This window comes from Methylobacterium variabile (assembly GCF_001043975.1).
In the GTDB taxonomy this organism is placed as follows: domain Bacteria; phylum Pseudomonadota; class Alphaproteobacteria; order Rhizobiales; family Beijerinckiaceae; genus Methylobacterium; species Methylobacterium variabile.
The window spans coordinates 13,060-30,176 of the sequence record NZ_LABY01000144.1; the positions used below are offsets into that span (position 1 = coordinate 13,060).

The 17,117-nt window shown below is 72.0% G+C and carries 19 protein-coding genes; 10 read left to right on the forward strand and 9 right to left on the reverse strand.

Annotation, left to right across the window (positions count from 1 at the left end; all coding sequences use genetic code 11):
* Positions 1 to 192: 192 nt before the first annotated feature.
* Complete coding sequence (locus tag VQ02_RS20035; RefSeq protein WP_048445981.1) at positions 193 to 717, forward strand: DedA family protein; 525 nt, start codon at positions 193 to 195, stop codon at positions 715 to 717.
* 160 nt (positions 718 to 877) lie between these two features.
* Positions 878 to 2,038: a GGDEF domain-containing protein gene (locus VQ02_RS20040; RefSeq protein WP_048445982.1), complete on the forward strand. Its 1,161-nt coding sequence runs from the start codon at positions 878 to 880 to the stop codon at positions 2,036 to 2,038.
* 4 nt (positions 2,039 to 2,042) lie between these two features.
* Here VQ02_RS20040 and VQ02_RS20045 read toward each other — a convergent pair whose 3' ends face one another.
* The 5 genes from VQ02_RS20045 to VQ02_RS20065 form a co-directional block, all read right to left on the reverse strand.
* Positions 2,043 to 3,047 carry an ABC transporter substrate-binding protein gene (locus VQ02_RS20045; protein WP_048445983.1) on the reverse strand — a complete coding sequence of 335 codons (1,005 nt, stop codon included), beginning with the start codon at positions 3,045 to 3,047 and terminating at the stop codon, positions 2,043 to 2,045.
* A 156-nt stretch (positions 3,048 to 3,203) separates the two neighbouring features.
* A complete protein-coding gene (locus tag VQ02_RS20050; RefSeq protein WP_048445984.1) occupies positions 3,204 to 3,989 on the reverse strand; it encodes an ABC transporter permease in 786 nt (261 codons plus the stop codon).
* A 25-nt stretch (positions 3,990 to 4,014) separates the two neighbouring features.
* Entirely contained in the window at positions 4,015 to 4,845 is an 831-nt protein-coding gene (locus tag VQ02_RS20055) for an ABC transporter ATP-binding protein (protein ID WP_245239796.1), read from the reverse strand.
* Positions 4,846 to 4,980: 135 nt separating this feature from the next.
* Positions 4,981 to 5,226 (reverse strand): hypothetical protein, encoded by a 246-nt coding sequence (locus VQ02_RS20060; RefSeq protein WP_048445999.1) that lies wholly within the window; start codon positions 5,224 to 5,226, stop codon positions 4,981 to 4,983.
* Positions 5,223 to 6,338, reverse strand: a complete 1,116-nt coding sequence (locus VQ02_RS20065) for a PepSY-associated TM helix domain-containing protein (protein WP_048445986.1) — start codon at positions 6,336 to 6,338, stop codon at positions 5,223 to 5,225. The genes VQ02_RS20060 and VQ02_RS20065 overlap by 4 nt, the downstream gene beginning before the upstream one ends.
* A gap of 240 nt (positions 6,339 to 6,578) precedes the next feature.
* On the opposite strand from VQ02_RS20065, the gene VQ02_RS20070 reads away from it, so the two are divergent.
* On the forward strand, positions 6,579 to 7,061 hold the full coding sequence (locus VQ02_RS20070) for an MmcB family DNA repair protein (RefSeq protein WP_048445987.1): 483 nt from the start codon (positions 6,579 to 6,581) through the stop codon (positions 7,059 to 7,061).
* Between the two features lie 627 nt (positions 7,062 to 7,688).
* Here VQ02_RS20070 and VQ02_RS20080 read toward each other — a convergent pair.
* Both VQ02_RS20080 and VQ02_RS20085 read right to left on the reverse strand, forming a co-directional pair.
* Positions 7,689 to 8,336 carry a PilZ domain-containing protein gene (locus tag VQ02_RS20080; protein ID WP_083469330.1) on the reverse strand — a complete coding sequence of 216 codons (648 nt, stop codon included), beginning with the start codon at positions 8,334 to 8,336 and terminating at the stop codon, positions 7,689 to 7,691.
* Positions 8,337 to 8,411: 75 nt separating this feature from the next.
* Positions 8,412 to 9,017, reverse strand: a complete 606-nt coding sequence (locus tag VQ02_RS20085; RefSeq protein WP_048445989.1) for a PAS domain-containing protein — start codon at positions 9,015 to 9,017, stop codon at positions 8,412 to 8,414.
* Positions 9,018 to 9,464: 447 nt separating this feature from the next.
* On the opposite strand from VQ02_RS20085, the gene VQ02_RS20090 reads away from it, so the two are divergent.
* Positions 9,465 to 10,286, forward strand: coding sequence for a rhomboid family intramembrane serine protease (locus tag VQ02_RS20090; RefSeq protein WP_048445990.1), 822 nt, complete (start codon positions 9,465 to 9,467; stop codon positions 10,284 to 10,286).
* 161 nt (positions 10,287 to 10,447) lie between these two features.
* Positions 10,448 to 10,879, forward strand: a complete 432-nt coding sequence (locus VQ02_RS20095; RefSeq protein WP_048445991.1) for a CBS domain-containing protein — start codon at positions 10,448 to 10,450, stop codon at positions 10,877 to 10,879.
* A 40-nt stretch (positions 10,880 to 10,919) separates the two neighbouring features.
* Here VQ02_RS20095 and VQ02_RS20100 read toward each other — a convergent pair whose 3' ends face one another.
* A complete protein-coding gene (locus VQ02_RS20100) occupies positions 10,920 to 11,963 on the reverse strand; it encodes a patatin-like phospholipase family protein (protein ID WP_048445992.1) in 1,044 nt (347 codons plus the stop codon).
* Between the two features lie 179 nt (positions 11,964 to 12,142).
* On the opposite strand from VQ02_RS20100, the gene VQ02_RS20105 reads away from it, so the two are divergent.
* From VQ02_RS20105 to VQ02_RS34830, 3 genes are all read left to right on the forward strand, one after another.
* Complete coding sequence (locus VQ02_RS20105; protein ID WP_053080467.1) at positions 12,143 to 13,039, forward strand: hypothetical protein; 897 nt, start codon at positions 12,143 to 12,145, stop codon at positions 13,037 to 13,039.
* Between the two features lie 91 nt (positions 13,040 to 13,130).
* Entirely contained in the window at positions 13,131 to 13,823 is a 693-nt protein-coding gene (locus VQ02_RS34825) for an acyltransferase family protein (RefSeq protein ID WP_053080468.1), read from the forward strand.
* Entirely contained in the window at positions 13,784 to 14,245 is a 462-nt protein-coding gene (locus VQ02_RS34830) for a hypothetical protein (RefSeq protein ID WP_053080469.1), read from the forward strand. The genes VQ02_RS34825 and VQ02_RS34830 overlap by 40 nt, the downstream gene beginning before the upstream one ends.
* A 123-nt stretch (positions 14,246 to 14,368) precedes the next feature.
* Here the strand turns inward: VQ02_RS34830 and VQ02_RS20115 are convergent, their stop codons facing one another.
* Complete coding sequence (locus VQ02_RS20115; protein WP_157080725.1) at positions 14,369 to 14,860, reverse strand: Lrp/AsnC family transcriptional regulator; 492 nt, start codon at positions 14,858 to 14,860, stop codon at positions 14,369 to 14,371.
* 115 nt (positions 14,861 to 14,975) lie between these two features.
* Here VQ02_RS20115 and hppD point away from each other — a divergent pair, with 115 nt between their 5' ends.
* Together hppD and VQ02_RS20125 are read left to right on the forward strand one after the other, a co-directional pair.
* Positions 14,976 to 16,106, forward strand: a complete 1,131-nt coding sequence (hppD, locus tag VQ02_RS20120; protein WP_048445994.1) for a 4-hydroxyphenylpyruvate dioxygenase — start codon at positions 14,976 to 14,978, stop codon at positions 16,104 to 16,106.
* 75 nt (positions 16,107 to 16,181) lie between these two features.
* Positions 16,182 to 17,099, forward strand: a complete 918-nt coding sequence (locus VQ02_RS20125; protein ID WP_048445995.1) for an NAD(P)H-dependent oxidoreductase — start codon at positions 16,182 to 16,184, stop codon at positions 17,097 to 17,099.
* Positions 17,100 to 17,117: the final 18 nt, after the last annotated feature.

Here is a 17,117-nt window from a genome sequence, read left to right on the forward strand (position 1 = left end):
GGCGCGGCCGCCGTGCCCCGAAGGCCGATGAAACGGCTCCCGGCAGGCATGACCGCCCGCCCGGGGAAGGCGCATCGGGGCGCCGGGTTCACGCGGCGCTCACACGGAGGCGGTACAAGGTCGGGGACCCGGCGGAACGCCCGCCCGGTCCATCGATTATTCCGCCACCCGGCAACCCACGGTCAAGGCTCCATGGACTTCGAGAGCTTACGCACCACCGTTCTGGACTTCGTGCGCGACCACCAGGCCTGGGCGCCGGTGATCACCGGGATCATCGCCTTCTGCGAGTCCCTGGCGGTGCTCTCCCTCCTCGTGCCGGCGACCGTGATCCTGATCGGGATCGGGGCGCTGATCGGCTCCGGGGCGATCCCGTTCCTGCCGGTGATGGTCGGAGCGGCGATCGGGGCGATCCTGGGGGACTGGGTCTCCTACGAGATCGGCCGCTACTACAAGGACGGCGCCAAGCGGATGTGGCCGCTCAGCCGCTATCCTGAGATGGTGGCCAAGGGCGAGACCTTCTGCCAGCGCTGGGGCGCGTGGGCGATCTTCGTCGGCCGCTTCATCGGCCCGGCCCGGGCCGTGGTGCCCCTGGTGGCGGGGGTGGCGCTCCTGCCGCGGCTGTGGTTCCAGCTCGCCAACCTGTCCTCGGCCTTCGTCTGGGCCTTCGCCTGGCTCGCTCCGGGAGCGGGCCTGGTCGACTGGCTCCGGAGCGCCTAACGGCGCCGTAACCCACAGTCGAAGGCCGTCTTCGTCTCGGCGAACGGGTCCCACAGCACCGGGCAGAGCGCAATCGGCGCGATCGCTCTCATCAAATGTTAAGTCGCGAGGGCAGAATCGCGCCGTGCGGGCCCGATGGACCGCACCCGGAACCGATTCCATGCCTGACGCGACGCCGAGTTACCTGCTGCCGACCTTGCCGCCCGTGCGCTGGCTCGTCGATCCGGGTTGCGACCTGCCGCCGAACCTGAGGGTCCGCCTGCTCGCGACGCTCCTGTCCTCCGCGACCGGGATGGTCATCGGCGGGGTGGCGATGCTGATCATCACCCTGGCGGCGGCGATCCGGCACCCGGACCCCGTCTTCCTGTGCCTGGCGGCGGCGAATGCGGGGCTGCTCGTCCTCCGCCTCGGCCTTCTCGTGCGCAGCCGCCGCGTCGCGGCGCGCGGGTCGCCGGTGCCGACGGACCTTCTGCTCGCCAGCAGCCTGGTCTGGGCCGGCCTCGTCGGCGCCACCACGGTCCTGTGCTTCTCCAGCGGCGATCCGCTGCTGCAGATCCTGGCGCCCCTCACCATGATGGGGATCCTGTGCGGCATCGTCACCCGCAACAACGCGGCGCCCCGCCTCGCCGTGGCGATGATCGTCCTGTGCGACCTGCCGCTGAAGCTGATGATGCCGATCCACTTCGGCGACGCCTGGTTCCTGATCGGCACGCTCCAGGGCGTGCTGTTCCTGGCGGCGATGAGCGCCACGACGGTGCAGCTCAACCGCGGCTACGTGCAGGTGCTGCTCGCGGAGCAGGAGAACCAGCGCCGGGCCGTCCACGACCCCCTGACCGGGCTGCGCAACCGCACCGGGCTGATGGAGGACCTCGCCGGCCGGCTGCCCGGCGACGGCGACCTCGCTCTGCTCTACCTCGACCTGGACGGGTTCAAGGCCGTCAACGACCGCTTCGGCCACGCCGCCGGCGACGCCCTCCTGGTGCAGGTCGCGGAGCGGATCGGAGCCGCGATCCCGCAGGAGTGGCAGGCGGCCCGCCTCGGCGGGGACGAGTTCGTGATCCTGGCCGGCGGCCGGCGGGTGCACCTGGCCAAGGTCGTGGCCGCGCAGCTGATCGAGGCCCTGAGGGCGCCCTACGACCTCGGGCCGGCGCGCCACGACGGCATCGGCGTCAGCATCGGCCTCGCCTCGGCGGCCGCCGGGACGAGCCCGGAGGCGCTCCTCGCCGAGGCCGACGCGGCCCTCTATCGCGCCAAGGCCGCCGGCAAGGGCCGCTGCGCCACGGCGCGGGAGCCCCGCGCGGCCGCGGCCCGGGTGGCGTGACCGGTCACCCCATCGCCCGCTTGACGAACCGGTCCTCGACCGTCGTTGCGAGGTCGATCTTGGCGCCCTGCAGCTCGGGATCGAGGGTGCGCACGAGGTCGAGGACGCTCGCCATGCCCTCCTGCGTCGGGATGCCGGTGCGGGAGTAGCTCTCGAGGGAGTTCTTCACCGCCTGCACGTAGAGCGCCTTGTCGCCGAAATGGTAGGCCGGCGGCACCGTGTCGGCGATCTCCTCGGGCGAGGCGGCGACGATCCACTTCAGCGCCTTGACGAAGGCGTTGACGACCTTCTGGGTTCCGGCGGCATGGCGCTCGATCCAGTCCTGCTTGGTGTAGACCACCGCGGCCGGGTTGGGCCCGCCGAACAGCGCCCGCGTGCCGGCCTCGGTGCGGGTGTCGATCAGAACCTTGATGTCGCCGTCGGCCTCGAGCTTGGCGATCACCGGGTCGAGGTGGGAGATGGCGTCGATCTCGCCCTTCTTCATCGCGGCGATCGCGCCGGCGCCGCCGCCGACCCCGATCAGGGGCGCGTCGGTGGGCTTCAGCCCGGCCTTGATCATCGCGTACTGCGCGGTCAGCGACGTCGAGGAGCCCGGCGCCGTCACGCCGATCTTGCGGCCCTTGAGGTCGGCCGCCGACTTCACCGTGTCGGCGAGGTCCTTGCGCACCCCGATCACGATGGCGGGGAAGCGGCCGAGCTCGCACACCGCCCGGACGTCCTGGCCCTTGGCCTGCATCCGGATCGTGTGCTCGTAGGCGCCGGTCACCACGTCGACCGAGCCGCCGATCAGGGCCTGGAGCGAGCGCGCGCCTCCGCCGAAATCGTTGATCTCGGCCTCGATCCCCTCCTCCTTGAAGTAGCCCTTCCGCTCGGCGATCGTCAGCGGCAGGTAGTAGAGCAGGGGCTTGCCGCCGACGCCGATGCGGACCTTCACGGTCTCGGCCCGGGCGGGGGCCGCCGGCGCGAGGGCCAGGGCGGCGGCGCCGGCGAGGAAGCTGCGGCGTTGCATGGGTCGTGTCCTCCCTTTGTTGCTCTCCGGACCTGCAAGGCGGCAGGAGCCAAATGGATGAGCCATAGGTTGCCACCTCACAGGGTCATCCCGGGCTCCGCTACGCGGCCCCGGAACGACGATGGAGGATGTCGAAGCGTCGCGCAAAACAGCGCCTCAGCCCTGGCCGCCGGCCTGCGGGCGCCAGACCAGGAGGCGGTTCTCGATCAGGGTGACGACCGTGTCGATGACGATGACGAACACGGTCAGGATCAGCATGCCGGCGAACACCCCGGTCACGTCGAACACGCTCTCGGCCTCGTGGATCTTGTAGCCGAGGCCGGCCGAGGAGCCGAGATACTCGCCCACCACCGCGCCGACGAGGGCGAAGCCGACGGCGGTGTGGAGCGAGGAGAACATCCAGGTCAGCGCCGAGGGCCAGTAGACGTGGCGCAAGAGGCCGCGCTCGCTCATCCCGAGCATCCGGGCGTTGTTGAGCACCACCGGGCTCACCTCGCGCACGCCCTGGTAGACGTTGAAGAACACGATGAAGAACACCAGCGTGAAGCCGAGCGCCACCTTCGACCAGATGCCGAGGCCGAACCACAGGGCGAAGATCGGCGCCAGCACCACCCGGGGCAGGGCGTTCGCAGCCTTGATGTAGGGGTCGAACACCGCCGCGAGCAGCGCGTTGCGGGCGAACAGGAACCCGAAGGCTATGCCGCCGACGGCGCCGGTGACGAAGGCCAGCACCGTCTCCTGCAGGGTGATCCAGAGATGGCCCCAGATCTCTGGGTTCGACATCTCGGTCCAGGTCCGCTTCAGCACGTCGACCGGGGTCGAGAAGAAGAACTGGATCTGCTTGGGCGCGCCGAGGATCGGGTAGACGGTGAGCACGTGCCAGATCGCGAGGCCGGCGAGGCCGACGAGGATCTGCAGGGCGAGGAGGCCGAGGCGGTTCACGGGTCTGAAGGTCTCCGGTTCATCGTTACGCCGGGCCGCCCGCGTAGGCGCGGGAGACCTCGACCCGCAGGCACGACCAGATCTCCTTGTAGAGGGCGTGGAACTGCGGTTCGAGGCGGATCTCGCTGATGTCGCGCGGGCGCGCGAGATCGACCTTGAACTCGCCGACGATGCGGGCGGCGGGCCCCGCCGAGAGCACCACAACCCGGTCGGCGAGCGCGATCGCCTCCTCGAGGTCGTGGGTGACGAACATCACCGCCTTGCGGTTGGCGGCCCACAGGTCGAGGAGCAGGTTGCCCATGATCTGCCGGGTCTGCGCGTCGAGCGGCCCGAAGGGCTCGTCCATCAGCAGGATTTCGGGATCGCGGATCAGCATCTGGGCGAGGGCCACGCGCTTGCGCTGGCCGCCCGAGAGCATGTGGGGGTAGCGGTCGAGGAAGGTCGCGAGCCCGACCCGGCCGAGCCAGTCGCGGGCCCGGGCCAGGGCTTCCGGGCGCGGCACCCGCTGCGGCTCGAGCGCCACCGCGACGTTGTCGAGGGCGGTCTTCCACGGCATCAGGGCGTCGGCCTGGAAGAGGTAGCCCGCCCGGGCGTTGAGGCCGGACAGGGCAGAGGAGAACACCGTGACGCTGCCCGAGGCGGGCTTGAGCAGGCCGGCGGCGGCGTTGAGGAGCGTCGACTTGCCGGACCCCGTCGGCCCGACGACGGCCACGAACTCGCCCGGCATCACCCCGAGGTCGATGCCCTCGACCGCGACGTAGCGCTTGCCTCCCTTGAGGGTGAAGGCGATGCTCACACCCTCGAGCCGCACCGCCGCAGCGTCGGGAGCCAGGGCGGTGCCGCCGACCACCCGCATGCCGGACCGTCCGCCTTTCCGTCCCTCGGCGGCGTGCTGCTGCCCCATCGTCGCCTCTCCTCCCGTCGCTCCGGCCGTCTGCCGCGGCCCGGAACGGGGGCGAACCATCGGCGAGCGGGCGCGAGAGATCAACCGCTACCTGCGTCGCGGCGGGGCGGAGCCCGGGCGGCGGCGCGCGCCGGGCCGTGCATAGGCGCGGCCCGCGTGCCAGGCGATCAGGACGAGGGGCAGGCTCAGGGCCAGCCAGGCCGCGACCCAGCCGGCGCCCTCGTGGAGGAGCGCCGCCAGAAGCCCGGCCAGGGTGGCGGCGCCGACCCCGAGGGGCACGCCGAACACGGCGCGCCAGTCGCCGGGGCCGCGGCGGGTGGCGGGCGGGTTCACGCGGCCTGCACCCGCAGGGCCGGCGCCGGACGGTTGCGCCGCGCCCACCAGAGATAGAGGCCGCTTCCCAGCACCACGATGGTGACGAGGTCGAGGAGTGCCCAGATCACCTTCATCGGCAGCCCGCCGTAATCGCCGAAATGCAGCGGCTGCGAGACGAGGAGGGCGGTCAGGTACCAGGGCAGAGCGCGCGAATCGGCGACCGCGCCGGTGCCGGCGTCGAGCAGCACCGGCTGCAGGAGCCGCGCGGTCAGGGGCGCGGTGCCGCGCAGGAACACGCCGAAATGGTGCGGCGTCGCGAACGGCGTGCCCGGGAAGGCGATGAAGCCGGGCACCATGCCGGGCGCCGCGTCCCGCGCCCGCGCCACCACGGTGTCGAGGGAGGCGGTGCGCTCCGGGGCCGGGCCGGCGGCGTGCCCGGCGATCATCCGCCCGAGGGTCTCGGCCTTCCAGACCGCGACCAGCGGCTCCGACAGGGTGTTGATCGTGCCGGTGAGCCCCACCACCGTGAGCCAGGCCACCGTGACGATGCCGAGGAGGTTGTGGAGATCGAGCCAGGCCACCCGCCGCGCCCGCTCCGGCCGCACGGTGCCGAAGGGCAGGCGGCGGGTGAAGGGCCAGTACAGGACCACCCCCGACACGATCGCCGCGACGAGGAGCAGGCCCATCGCCCCGAGGAACAGCTTGCCGGGCAGCCCGGCATACAGGTCGACGTGCAGGCGCAGCATCACCTGCATGAAGGTGCTGCCCGAGGGGCCGAGCCTCTCGGCGCTGCGCGCGTCGTAGATCGTCACGGTGGCGTCGTTCGGCGGGGCATCCGCCGCGCCGTTGAGGATCACGAACACCTTGTCCGGCTCGTGCATGTCCCAGCCGATGTACTGGAGCACCTTGCCGGGATGGTCGCGCAGGGCATTTCCCGCAATCCGGTCGGCCGGGGCGGGCGCCTGCCCGGCCAGGGCCGCCGGCGCGTCGCCGGCCCCGAACAGGTCGTCGATCTCGTGGTGGAAGATCAGCGGCAGCCCGGTGAGGCACAAGAGCAGCATGAACAGGGTCGAGACCAGGCTCGACCACTTGTGCACGAAGGCCCAGGCGCGGACGCTGGACGCGGTCATCCGGTTCTCCTCGGCGCGGCCGCACCGTTGCATCCGGTGCAGTTTTGAATTGGAATAAACTGCTGATTTTCCTCGGATTTCCGGTCCGTTGGCTAGCCGCTGGCGCTGGTGCGCGCAAGGGGCGGCCGGCTGCGCCATGCCTGCGACACGGGCCGCAGGTGACATTGGCCGGCGAAGCTGGTCCGATGGCGTTCCCGATTCGGTCCCACGGCAACCCGCCGGCAGCTCTTCTCCACAGCCTTGTCCGCCGCCATCGCCCTCTCGCTCCCCGTCGACCGCCGCCAATCGCCGACCGCGCTCGGTGTCCAGCGTGGGGTGCGGCGCCTGTTCGCCGAGCTCGGGCACGTCACGATCCCGGAATTCACCCTGGCCAACGGCCGGCGCGCCGACCTCATCGCGCTGGGCGCCTGCGGCAAGCTGACGATCATCGAGATCAAGTCGAGCGTCGCGGATTTCCGCGCCGACCGGAAATGGCCGGATTACCGCGACTTCTGCGACCGCTTCTACTTCGCGGTGCCGGCAGACCTGCCGGTCGAGATCCTGCCCGAGGATACCGGCCTCATCGTCGCGGACGCCTTCGGGGCGGAGATCCTGCGCGCGCCGCCGGAGCATCCCCTGGCCGGCGCCCGCCGCAAGGCCGTGACCCTGCGCTTCGCCCACGCGGCGGCCGGCCTGCTCCACGCGCTGGCCGATCCCGGCTCGATCCGCGAGGGCGCCCTGTAGGGCGCCGCCAGGGTCGCAACCCAATCAGCTTGACGGTTCGAGGGACTGCTTGCGGCCCTTCCCCATGGTAAGTCTTCGTCGACCGGGCTGCCGGGACGCGGGCTTCCCCGGGATCTGTCGAGGGCCCGGGCGGAATGTCCGCCTCGGGCACGCTCGCGCGGAGCGGAGCGGCGCGTGCCCGAATCCGTCAGCGCTCAGGAGGACATAATGCGGCAGACCATTTCCCTGGCGACGGCGCTCATGATCGCGACGCCAACCGTCGCACTCGCCCTGGACCCGGGGATGATCGCACAGGGGCAGGTGCTCTCCGGTATGGCACGAGGCTACGCTGAACGCGGGTACGCCGAGCGCAGGGGCCTCCGGTCACGACGCGCCGAGCCAAGCGAGGCGAGAACCCGGCAGACCTGCGCCAACGGGCGCGAGATGGTCCGCCGCGGAAACCCCGATCCACGGCTTCGCTACATGCTCGCGTTGTGCCGCAGGGGTGGCTGGTAGGTCGCTCGGGCGACGGGACGGACGCAAGCTGAACGTCGGCTTCCGGGTGGTGGGCCGATGACCGCTTCTCCACCCTGAGCAGTCCTTCCCCTGAGCAGTCCTGCACACGGTCAAGCTGATTGGGCTTGGACCCTACAGCACTAGGTTCTCGTCGAACCGGTCGGGCGACAGGGGCAGCCGGAACTCGACTGCGACGCCGCCCTTGAACTGGCGCACCACCCGGCCGGGGGTGCGGCCGATCGTCAGGCCGGAATCGAGCGGCAGCTCGGCCTCGCAGGCCACGGCGGCGCCCGACAGCGAGACGTCGATGATGCGGGCCGCGATCTCGCGCCCGCCCTCGAGGCGCAGGATCGTCCCGGGCTGGCGCGGCACGAGGCGCTCGTTGCGCCGGTCCTCCGGCAGGCCGAGCACCGCCCGGTTGGCGAGCCAGGTGAGCTGCGAGGCGATCTTGTCGCGCTTGCGCGCGGTGGCGTTGATCGCGACCGCGATGCCGTCCGGCAGGAGCCGCGTGACGGTCCCCTCGATCCGCCCGACATGCTCGAGGTAGATCACGATGCGCTCGCCGAGCTCGCCGCTCACCGCGCAGGTCAGGCGCACCCCGCCGGGCGACATGTCGACGGTCTGGCAGGGATATTCCTGGCGGTCGGAGAGCATGTAGCGGCCGAGCAGCGCCACGGCCACGCGACGGTGCCGGCGCTGGTCCGTCGCCGCCCGCAGGGCGAGGGGACGCAAGCTCGGCAGCGTGGCCAGACCTGTGGCCGAACCCAGGGCCTGACCCATGGCGCTCGTCTCTCCCAAGCGGAACGCACCGCTCGGGCCTTGATGCACCGGAAGGGTTAAAGAATCGCCGACACGTCAGATCCGGCCGCCGCGATGCACCACGAAGCGCTTGCGCCGCTCGAGGCCCGGCTCGTCGTTGGCGGCCGGCGGGGGCGCCTCCACGGGGGGAGGGGCGGCGTTCGCCTCGGCTGCGGTGAGGATCCGCAGGGACACCGTGCGCACCGCCACGATCGGGCGCAGGCCGAGCCAGGTCGGGATGATCGCGGGGGACAGGGAGCCGATCACCCGGGCCTGGGTCTTGCCCCGGTGACGCAGGGGCAGCAGCAGGAGTTCGAGATCGAGGGTCTCGCCGGCCTCCGTGACCCCGACGAGGCCCACCACCACGCCGGCCGTCTCCTGGATCACCACCTCGATCAGCCGCCACGGATCGGCGGCCGGGGCCTCCCCCCACAGGCCGGCGAAGGACAGGCCGCGCAGCTCGCCGCCGAACAGCGCGCAGAGCCGGGTGCCGGCGAGCCGCATCGTGGCGGCGCGGCGGGGCGCGTCGATCTCGAGGATCAGGCTGTCGGCGAGCACGTGCCGGATCTCTCCGGGCTCGATCTCGCCCCGCTCCGGCGCGGCGCGAACGCCGCGCAGGCCGTTCCAGTAGGCGTGGAGCATGCGGCTGGTCGGGTGCTTCATGGCGTCTCGGTCTGGCACGGTCGCGGAGCTGGCTGCCCGGTGACGGCCGGCTGATGTCCCGGAACGGGACGCCAGCCGGCTCAGCTGATTCGGTTCAGCAGACCGTATGCCGAACGGCCGAGCCGCGAGAGCGTAAGGTTCCGTTAAGGTTACCGAATTATGGATGTTGCGTTTGTCACACACCTGCGCGATTGTGATGGACGACAGGATTTTCGGGCTGGCTGGGGTGACGGGCGCACCCTATGCCGTCCCGCGTTCAAAGGGGTGAGGGCCTTTTCCGGCCCGCGGCGTCACGGTCCTGACGGCGTATGCGCGCGGCGAGACGGCCGGGCGCGATCGCCCTCTTTCGGGGAGAGCGGCAACGCTCTCCCTTCTTTTTTCGTGCCGCGTCGGGCCGCGGCGCCGCTCGCCCTTGCGGTCGGCCCCATCGGCCCGCAAAGGTGCCGCATGGATGCCACCCCCGACCTTCCGCGACCGCCGCGCGTGCCGGTCTTCAACATGCCCGCCGTGGTCACCGCGTCGGTCATGGTCCTGGTGCTGCTCCACGCGGTGCGGCAGGTGCTGCCCGACGTCTGGGACATCAGCCTGCTCCTCGACCTCGCCCTGGTGCCGGCGCGATGGACCCTCGCCCTCGACCCCGACCGGGCCGCCGACGTGCTGCGGGCCGCGGGCAGCGCCGAGGGCACGGCCCTCGAGGTCGAGGCGCGCAAGGCCTTCGCGGCCTACCTGGTGGCCGATCGGGGCGCGATGCCCTGGACCTTCGTCACCTACGCGCTCCTGCACGGCTCCTGGGCCCACGTGCTCCTCAACAGCGTCTGGCTCGCGGCCTTCGGCACGCCGGTGGCGCGGCGCTGCGGCGCCTGGCGCTACGGCCTGATCGCCCTCGCCTCGACGGCGGCCGGGGGGATGCTCCACGTCCTCCTCGACCCGTTGAGCACCGTGCCGCTGGTCGGCGCCTCGGCGGGGGTCTCGGGGCTGATGGCGGCGGCGGTGCGCTTCGCCTTCCACCCCGTCGAGGCCGCGGGCCCGGCCGCGACCCTGCCCTGGCAGCGCCCGGTGCCGACGCGGCTGCAGACCATCCCGGAGCTCCTGCGCAACCGCTCGGCGGCGGTGTTCCTCGCCATCTGGCTCGTCACCAACCTGCTGTTCGGCCTCGCCGCCCTGCCGCTCGGCCTGAGCGACTCCGCCGTGGCCTGGGACGCGCATCTCGGCGGCTTCCTCGTCGGCTTCCTCCTCATGCCCCTCATCGACCGGCTCGGGCGACGCTGAGATCCCGGGCGCCTCTCCGCCTCGACCTCCTGCTCGACCTCCTGGGTGCTTGCGCGATCCGGCGGGCGGTCACACACTCGGTGCCCAAGTGAGCGTCCCACTTGACACGTGAGCGTCCCGCCCGGACCCGAGGCCGGCGGGGCCCGAACAGGGAGGTGTTGATGACCGTTGCGCGCATCCTGTCGCAGAAGGGCCGCACCGTCGTGACCGTGCAGCCCCACCGCACGCTGGCGGAGGCCGCCGCGCTCCTGACCGAGAAGGGCATCGGCGCCCTGGTGGTCAGCGATGCCGGCCAGACCGTCCTCGGCATGCTCTCGGAGCGCGACATCATCCGGGCGGTGGTCCGCGGCGGCGCCGCGGCGCTCGAGGTGCCGGTGTCCCGGCACATGACGGAGCAGGTGGTGACCTGCACCCGCGCCACCGCCGTCGACGAGGTGATGGAGATGATGACCGACGGGCGCTTCCGCCACGTCCCGGTGGTCGAGGACGGCCGCCTCGTCGGCCTCGTGTCGATCGGCGACGTGGTCAAGCACCGCATCGCGTCGGTCGAGGCCGAGCACCAGGCCCTGCGCGAGTACATCGCCACGGCCTGACCGCGACCCCCGCCGCGGCCGCCCGGCCGATTCGGCCGCCTCACACCGGCGTCACCGCGGCGGCGATCATCTCGTGGATCTCCGGCAGCATCCGCCGGGTGGCCTGGCGGCCGAGCTCGATGCACTCCTCGGCGCGGTGGAACTCGAACAGGCCCATCTGGGCGAGCTTCGGGTTGATCATCACGTCCGGCGGGTCGCCGGCGAGGCGCGAGCGCGAGATCCGGTCCTGCGTGATGTTGAAGGCATCGACCATCACGCTGGCGATGCCGCTCGGCGCGCCGGCATCCGGCCGGGGCTTCGGCCGGGGCCGCCGCGCGCCGATGAGGGGCCAGCGCCGCGGCTCCTCCGGCATCGCGGCGGCGGCCTCGGCGGCCGCTTCCATCACGGCGTCCGCGCCTTCCGCCCCGTGGGACTGGATCACCGTGCCCCGCACCCGCATGTCGCCGTTGAGGTTGACGCAGAGCACGACGTCGGCGCCGAGCGCCCGGGCCGCCGTCACGGGCACCGGGTTGACCAGCGCCCCGTCCATCAGCCAGCGCCCGGCGATCTTGACGGGATCGAAGATGCCCGGGAGCGCGTAGGAGGCCCGCACCGCCTCGACGAGGCCGCCGCGGGTCAGCCAGATCTCGTGGCCGGTGCCGAGCTCGGTGGCCACCGCCGCGAAGGTCAGCGGCAGGTCCTCGATGCGGCAGGAGCCGAGGTCCCGCTCGAGCAGCCGCCGCAGGCGCTCGCCGGCGATCAGCCCCGAGCCGCTGATGTGGAAATCGAGCAGGCCCATCACCCGGCGCTTGGTCAGCGACAGGGCGAACTCGCGCAGCTCGCCGAGCTTGCCTGCGGCGTGGCAGGCTCCCACCGCCGCCCCGATCGAGCAGCCCGCCACCACGTCGATGGGGATGCCGGCTTCCTGCAGCACCTCGATCGCCCCGATATGCGACCAGCCGCGGGCGGCGCCGCCGCCGAGCGCGAGGCCGACCTTGGCCCGCCGCGGCGGCTCGGGCTCCGGCGCCCCCGCGGCACCCAGCACGCCGTCCGCTGAGCGCCGCACCGGCGCGCCGGAGAAGAGTGCGATGCCGTCCCACATCATGGCGCCTGACCTCTGCCGGGTCCGTCCCTGCTTCCAGTGTGGCCCGGATCAATCAAGCGTTCGTCAACGGCGGAGGTTTCATCACCGTTTGGCGACGACGACGCCCGCGCGGCCGGCTTGCGCGGCTCTGCGGGCCCGTGCCACACGGCCCCGGCGAGGTGGGAGCACACCCGAGGGGTATGATGAGACCGGGCCGCATCGTCCGCGGCGCCCTGCTTCTCGGCGCGCTGGCGCAGCCGGCCGCCGCCGGGGAGGAGAGCGACGTCGACACCGAGAACCTGTTCGGCTTCACGGAAGGCTCCACCACCGGTCGCCGCGGCGAGCAGGAGGTGCTCCTCGACACCGTCGGGCGCGCGGGCAAGCGGCGGGGCGAGACGGGGCCCGCCCGCTACGGCGCCGCCAGCACCAAGCTCAGCTACCAGTTCGACCCGACCGACGCGTTCAGCATCGAGTTCGGCCTGTTCGGCGACGCCCGGCGCGTGCGGGGCGGCACCGACCTGCCCGACAAGGACAACGGCAGCTTCGACGGCGCCGGCATCGAGCTGAAGTACCAGTTCCTCAAGGGCACGGACGCCCAGCCCCTCGGCCTCGCGCTGGAGCTGCGCCCGCGCTTCGCCCGGGTCCTGCCGGTCGAGGGAACCGGCGCCAACCTGTTCGACATGGAGAGCGTGCTCCAGCTCGACCTGCGGCTGGTGCCCGACAAGGTCTGGTACGGCATGAACCTCAGCGTCGAGCCGACGGTCGGCACCCTGCGCGGCACCCGCGAGACCGACCGCTCCTCGACCTTCCTGTGGTCGAACGCGGTGGCGTTCCGGCTCGATTCCGACACCTTCGTCGGCCCGGAGGTCCGCTACCTGCGGGCCTATGACGGCGCCTTCCTCAACCGCTTCGAGGGGCGGGCCCTGACGCTGGGCCCGCTGCTCTACCGGCGCCTGTCGGACAAGGCCTTCGTGACCCTCGCCTATGCGGGCCAGGTCGCCGGTCGCGACCGCACGCCCGACCACACCCGCCGCCCCCTCGACCTGACCCACTTCGAGCGCCACGCGGTGCGGGTGAAGCTGGGGATGGAGTTCTGACGCCGCGCGCCGGCTTGAGCCCGAGCCGCAGGTCTGCTCCAACCTGACGGGCAGGGGGGAGCGGATGAGGACCGGGGAGAGGCACGGTCGGGTGATCGCCGTCGACCGGGCCCGGACGGCCGTGACGCTGCTCGTCGTCGCGCATCACGCGGCCCTGGCCTACGCCACCTTCGGGTACCTCGATCACCGGCACTATCTGCGCTCGACCGCGCCCATCGTCGATCCGGACACCTGGCGTCTCCTCGACGCCGTGGTGCTCGTCAACGACAGCTTCTTCATGGCGCTGATGTTCCTGCTATCGGGCCTCTTCGCCTGGCCGGGGCTGCGGGCGCGCGGCGCCCGGGCCTTCCTGCGGGACCGGCTGCGGCGCCTCGGCCTGCCCTTCGGGGCGGCCGTGCTGGTGCTGATGCCGCTCGCCTACTATCCCTCCTTCCGGCTCGCCGGCGGGGCCGCGGGCTTCCCGGCCTACTGGTGGCACACCGTGACGGCGGGACCCTGGCCCGGGGGCGTGGCCTGGTTCCTCTGGGTGCTCCTCGTCTTCGACGGGGTGGGAGCGGGCCTCCATGCCGTCGCGCCCGGTGCCGTCGAGGGGCTCGCGCGCCGCGTCCGGGCGGGGGCGGACCGGCCCGTCGCGGCCGTCGCGATCCTGCTCGGCGTCTCCCTGGCGGCCTATCTGCCCCTGGCCTGGGCCTTCGGGCCGGACCGCTGGGTCGGGCTCGGCTTCTTCGCCTGCAGGCGAGCCGGGTGCTGCTCTACGCCGCCTACTTCTTCTGCGGCCTCCTGATCGGGGCGGCCGGGATTGACGCCTTCGCGACGCGGGACGGCGCCTTCGCGCGCCACTGGCCGCTCTGGCTCGCATCCGCCGCCCTCGCGCTTGCGGGGCTGCTGCTGAGCCGGCCGGGCGGCGCCTGGACGCCCGCCGGCGCGCTCGCCCTGCCGACGTGCTGCGCAGCGTGCTGCGTCGCCCTGCCGGCCGCGTTCGCCCGCTTCGGCACTCCCGGTTCGCCGCTCGACGCGCTCCGGCCACAGGCCTACGGCCTCTACCTCGTCCACTACGTCTTCGTGACCTGGCTGCAATACGCGCTCGTCGGCACTCGCCTGCCGGCCGCCGCCAAGTTCGTCCTGGTCTTCACGGGCGCCGTCGCGGCAGGATCCGCCACGGTGGCGGCGGCCCGGCGACTGCCCGGGGTGGCGCGGGTGATCTAGAGCGGCGCCCGCGCAGGTCGGGCGCTGCTCCAGAGTACTGCCCGATCGTGCTGCCATCGGCCGATCGCGTTGCCATCGGGCAGTGCTCTAGGTTTTGATTTTGCGGCTTCGCCGGAAAACGCTCTAGCTCGCCGTGGCCGAGCGAGGCAGTGGCAGCGGCGCGGCCTCCTTGAGGGTGTCGAGCACCACCGACGAGTGGACGTGCGCCACGCTCTCGTGCGGCAGGAGCACGTCGTTGACCACCGCCGAGAGGGCCTTCAGGTCGGGCACGATCAGCTTGAGCAGGTAGTCGCTGTCGCCGGTGAGGACGTGGGCCTCCAGCACGCAGTCGAGGCCGCGGACCAGCTCGGCGAAGCGGCGGGCGTTGTCGCGGTTGTGGGTGGCGAGGGCCACCTTGGTGAACACCGTGACCCGCAGTCCCAGCGGCCCCGGCGCGAGGTCGGCCCGGTAGCCCCGCACCACGCCGCGCTCCTCCAGGCGCAGGCGCCGGCGCGAGCACTGGCTCGGCGACAGGTGGACCCGCTCGGCGAGCTCCTGGTTGCCGAGCCGTCCATCCTCCTGCAACGCCGCGAGGATCTTCAGGTCGAATCCGTCGAGGGTGAGGGAATCGGTCATCGGAGGCCGCATGCGTGCACGATCCGTGCGGGAGAGTCGGGCCGGCGGCCGGATTTTGCACGCCCCGCGCGGGCCGTCCATGCTGGATTGAGGGCCACGAACGAAGGAGGATTCCATGGGCCCCTATCCGCACGACGCCCCGGCCGCGCAGGTCACCGCCGCCAACCCGATGGGCACGGACGGGTTCGAGTTCGTGGAATACGCCCATCCCGAGCCGCAGGCGCTGCACGACCTCTTCCGCGCCATGGGCTTCACGGCGGTGGCGCGCCACCGCACCAAGGCCATCACGGTCTACCGCCAGGGCGACGTGAACTACCTCGTCAACGAGGAGCCCGGCACGCACGGCCACCGCTTCGTCGCCGCCCACGGCCCCTGCGCCCCGTCGATGGCGTTCCGGGTGGCCGACGCCAAGGCCGCCTACGAGCGCGCGCTCGCGCTCGGCGCCGAGCCGGCCGACCCGGCGGAGGGAGGCAAGACCCTCGACGTGCCGGCGATCAAGGGCATCGGCGGCTCGCTGCTCTACTTCGTCGAAGCCTATGGCGCGAAGGGCTCGGCGTACGACGCCGAGTTCGAATGGCTGGGCGAGCGCGACCCCGCTCCGCAGGGTCTCGGCCTCTACTACCTCGACCACCTGACCCACAACGTGCATCGCGGCCGGATGGGGGTGTGGGCCGGGTTCTACGAGCGCATCTTCAACTTCCGGCAGATCCGCTACTTCGACATCGAGGGCAAGCATACCGGCCTGTTCTCGAAGGCGCTGACCTCGCCCGACGGCAAGATCCGCATCCCGATCAACGAGTCGGCCGACGAGAAGAGCCAGATCGAGGAGTACCTGCACGCCTATAACGGCGAGGGCATCCAGCACATCGCCTGCGGCTGCCGCGACATCTACGCGACGATCGAGGCGCTGCGGGCCGGCGGCGTCGCCTTCATGCCCGCGCCGCCCTCGGTCTACTACCGCCGCGTCGACCGGCGCCTGCCCGGCCACGGCGAGCCGCTGGAGCGGATGGAGCAGAACGGCATCCTGATCGACGGCGAGGGCGTGGTCGAGGGTGGGATGACCAAGATCCTGCTGCAGCTCTTCTCCGCCAACGCGATCGGGCCGATCTTCTTCGAGTTCATCCAGCGGAAAGGCGACGACGGCTTCGGCGAGGGCAACTTCAAGGCTCTGTTCGAGTCGATCGAGGAGGACCAGATCCGCCGCGGCGTGCTCGCTGCCGAGGGCAGCCGGGACGCCGCCGCCTGAGGCGGGAACGACCGCGATTGTCAGGGCTTTGGCCTCCCGCCCCGGCACCCGGCCGGGGAGGGGAGGACGAGGCCCGTGAGTGAGCTCGAGACCGCCGTCGCGGCCCTGCCGCTGGAGGAGCGCCCGCTCCGGGTGCTGATCGTCGCCGGCTCGGCGCGGCGGGTCGACGGCTGCCCCGGCCTCGACGGCAAGGCGCGGGCGCTGATGCACCGGATGCTCGGGCGCCTGCCGGCGGCCTGGCAGGCCGACCACGTCGACATCGGCAACGAGCATGGCAAGCCCAAGATCCAGGGCTGCAACGGCTGCGTCGGGACCTCGATGGCGCTCTGCGTCTGGCCCTGCAACTGCTACGGCCCGGGCAGCGACCACCAGCCCGACCTGATGTGGAACGAGAAGCTCTACCCGCGCCTCGCCCGGGCGGATGCCTGGGCGATCATCGGCCCGGTCTGGTGGTACGGGCCGACCACCAACCTGAAGGCGATGTTCGACCGCCTGGTCTGCATGAGCGGCGGCAACCCGCGGCCGGACCTCATCGACAAGAAGAGCACCCTGAAGGCGCAGGCCCTCGAGCGGTCGCCGCTCTGGCGCGACCTGACGAGGAACCACCTCGAGGGCCGCACCGCCGGCTTCTTCTGCTACGGCAACGAGGGCGGCAACGAGGTCGACGAGGCGGGCCTGCCCCGCATCTTGAGCCATCCGGCCTGGTTCGACCCGGACGACGAGCCCTATGGCGGCGAGGAGCGGAAGGCCTATCAGGGCCTCGTCTGGCAGTGCCGCTACAGCGGCATCGAGGTGCCGGACCTGCTCTGGCGCCATGCCCGCACCGGGATCGGGCGTCCTTACGCCGACGATCAGGCCGACGACATGATGCGGGAGGCCGACGCGATGGCCCGGTTCGACGCCTGGGTCGACGCCTTCGTCAGCCACGTCGCCGCCAAGGGGCCGGTGCCGGGCACGACGGAGGCGGAGCAGGGCGCGCAGTCGACCACGTGATACCGCAGCGCCTTCGAA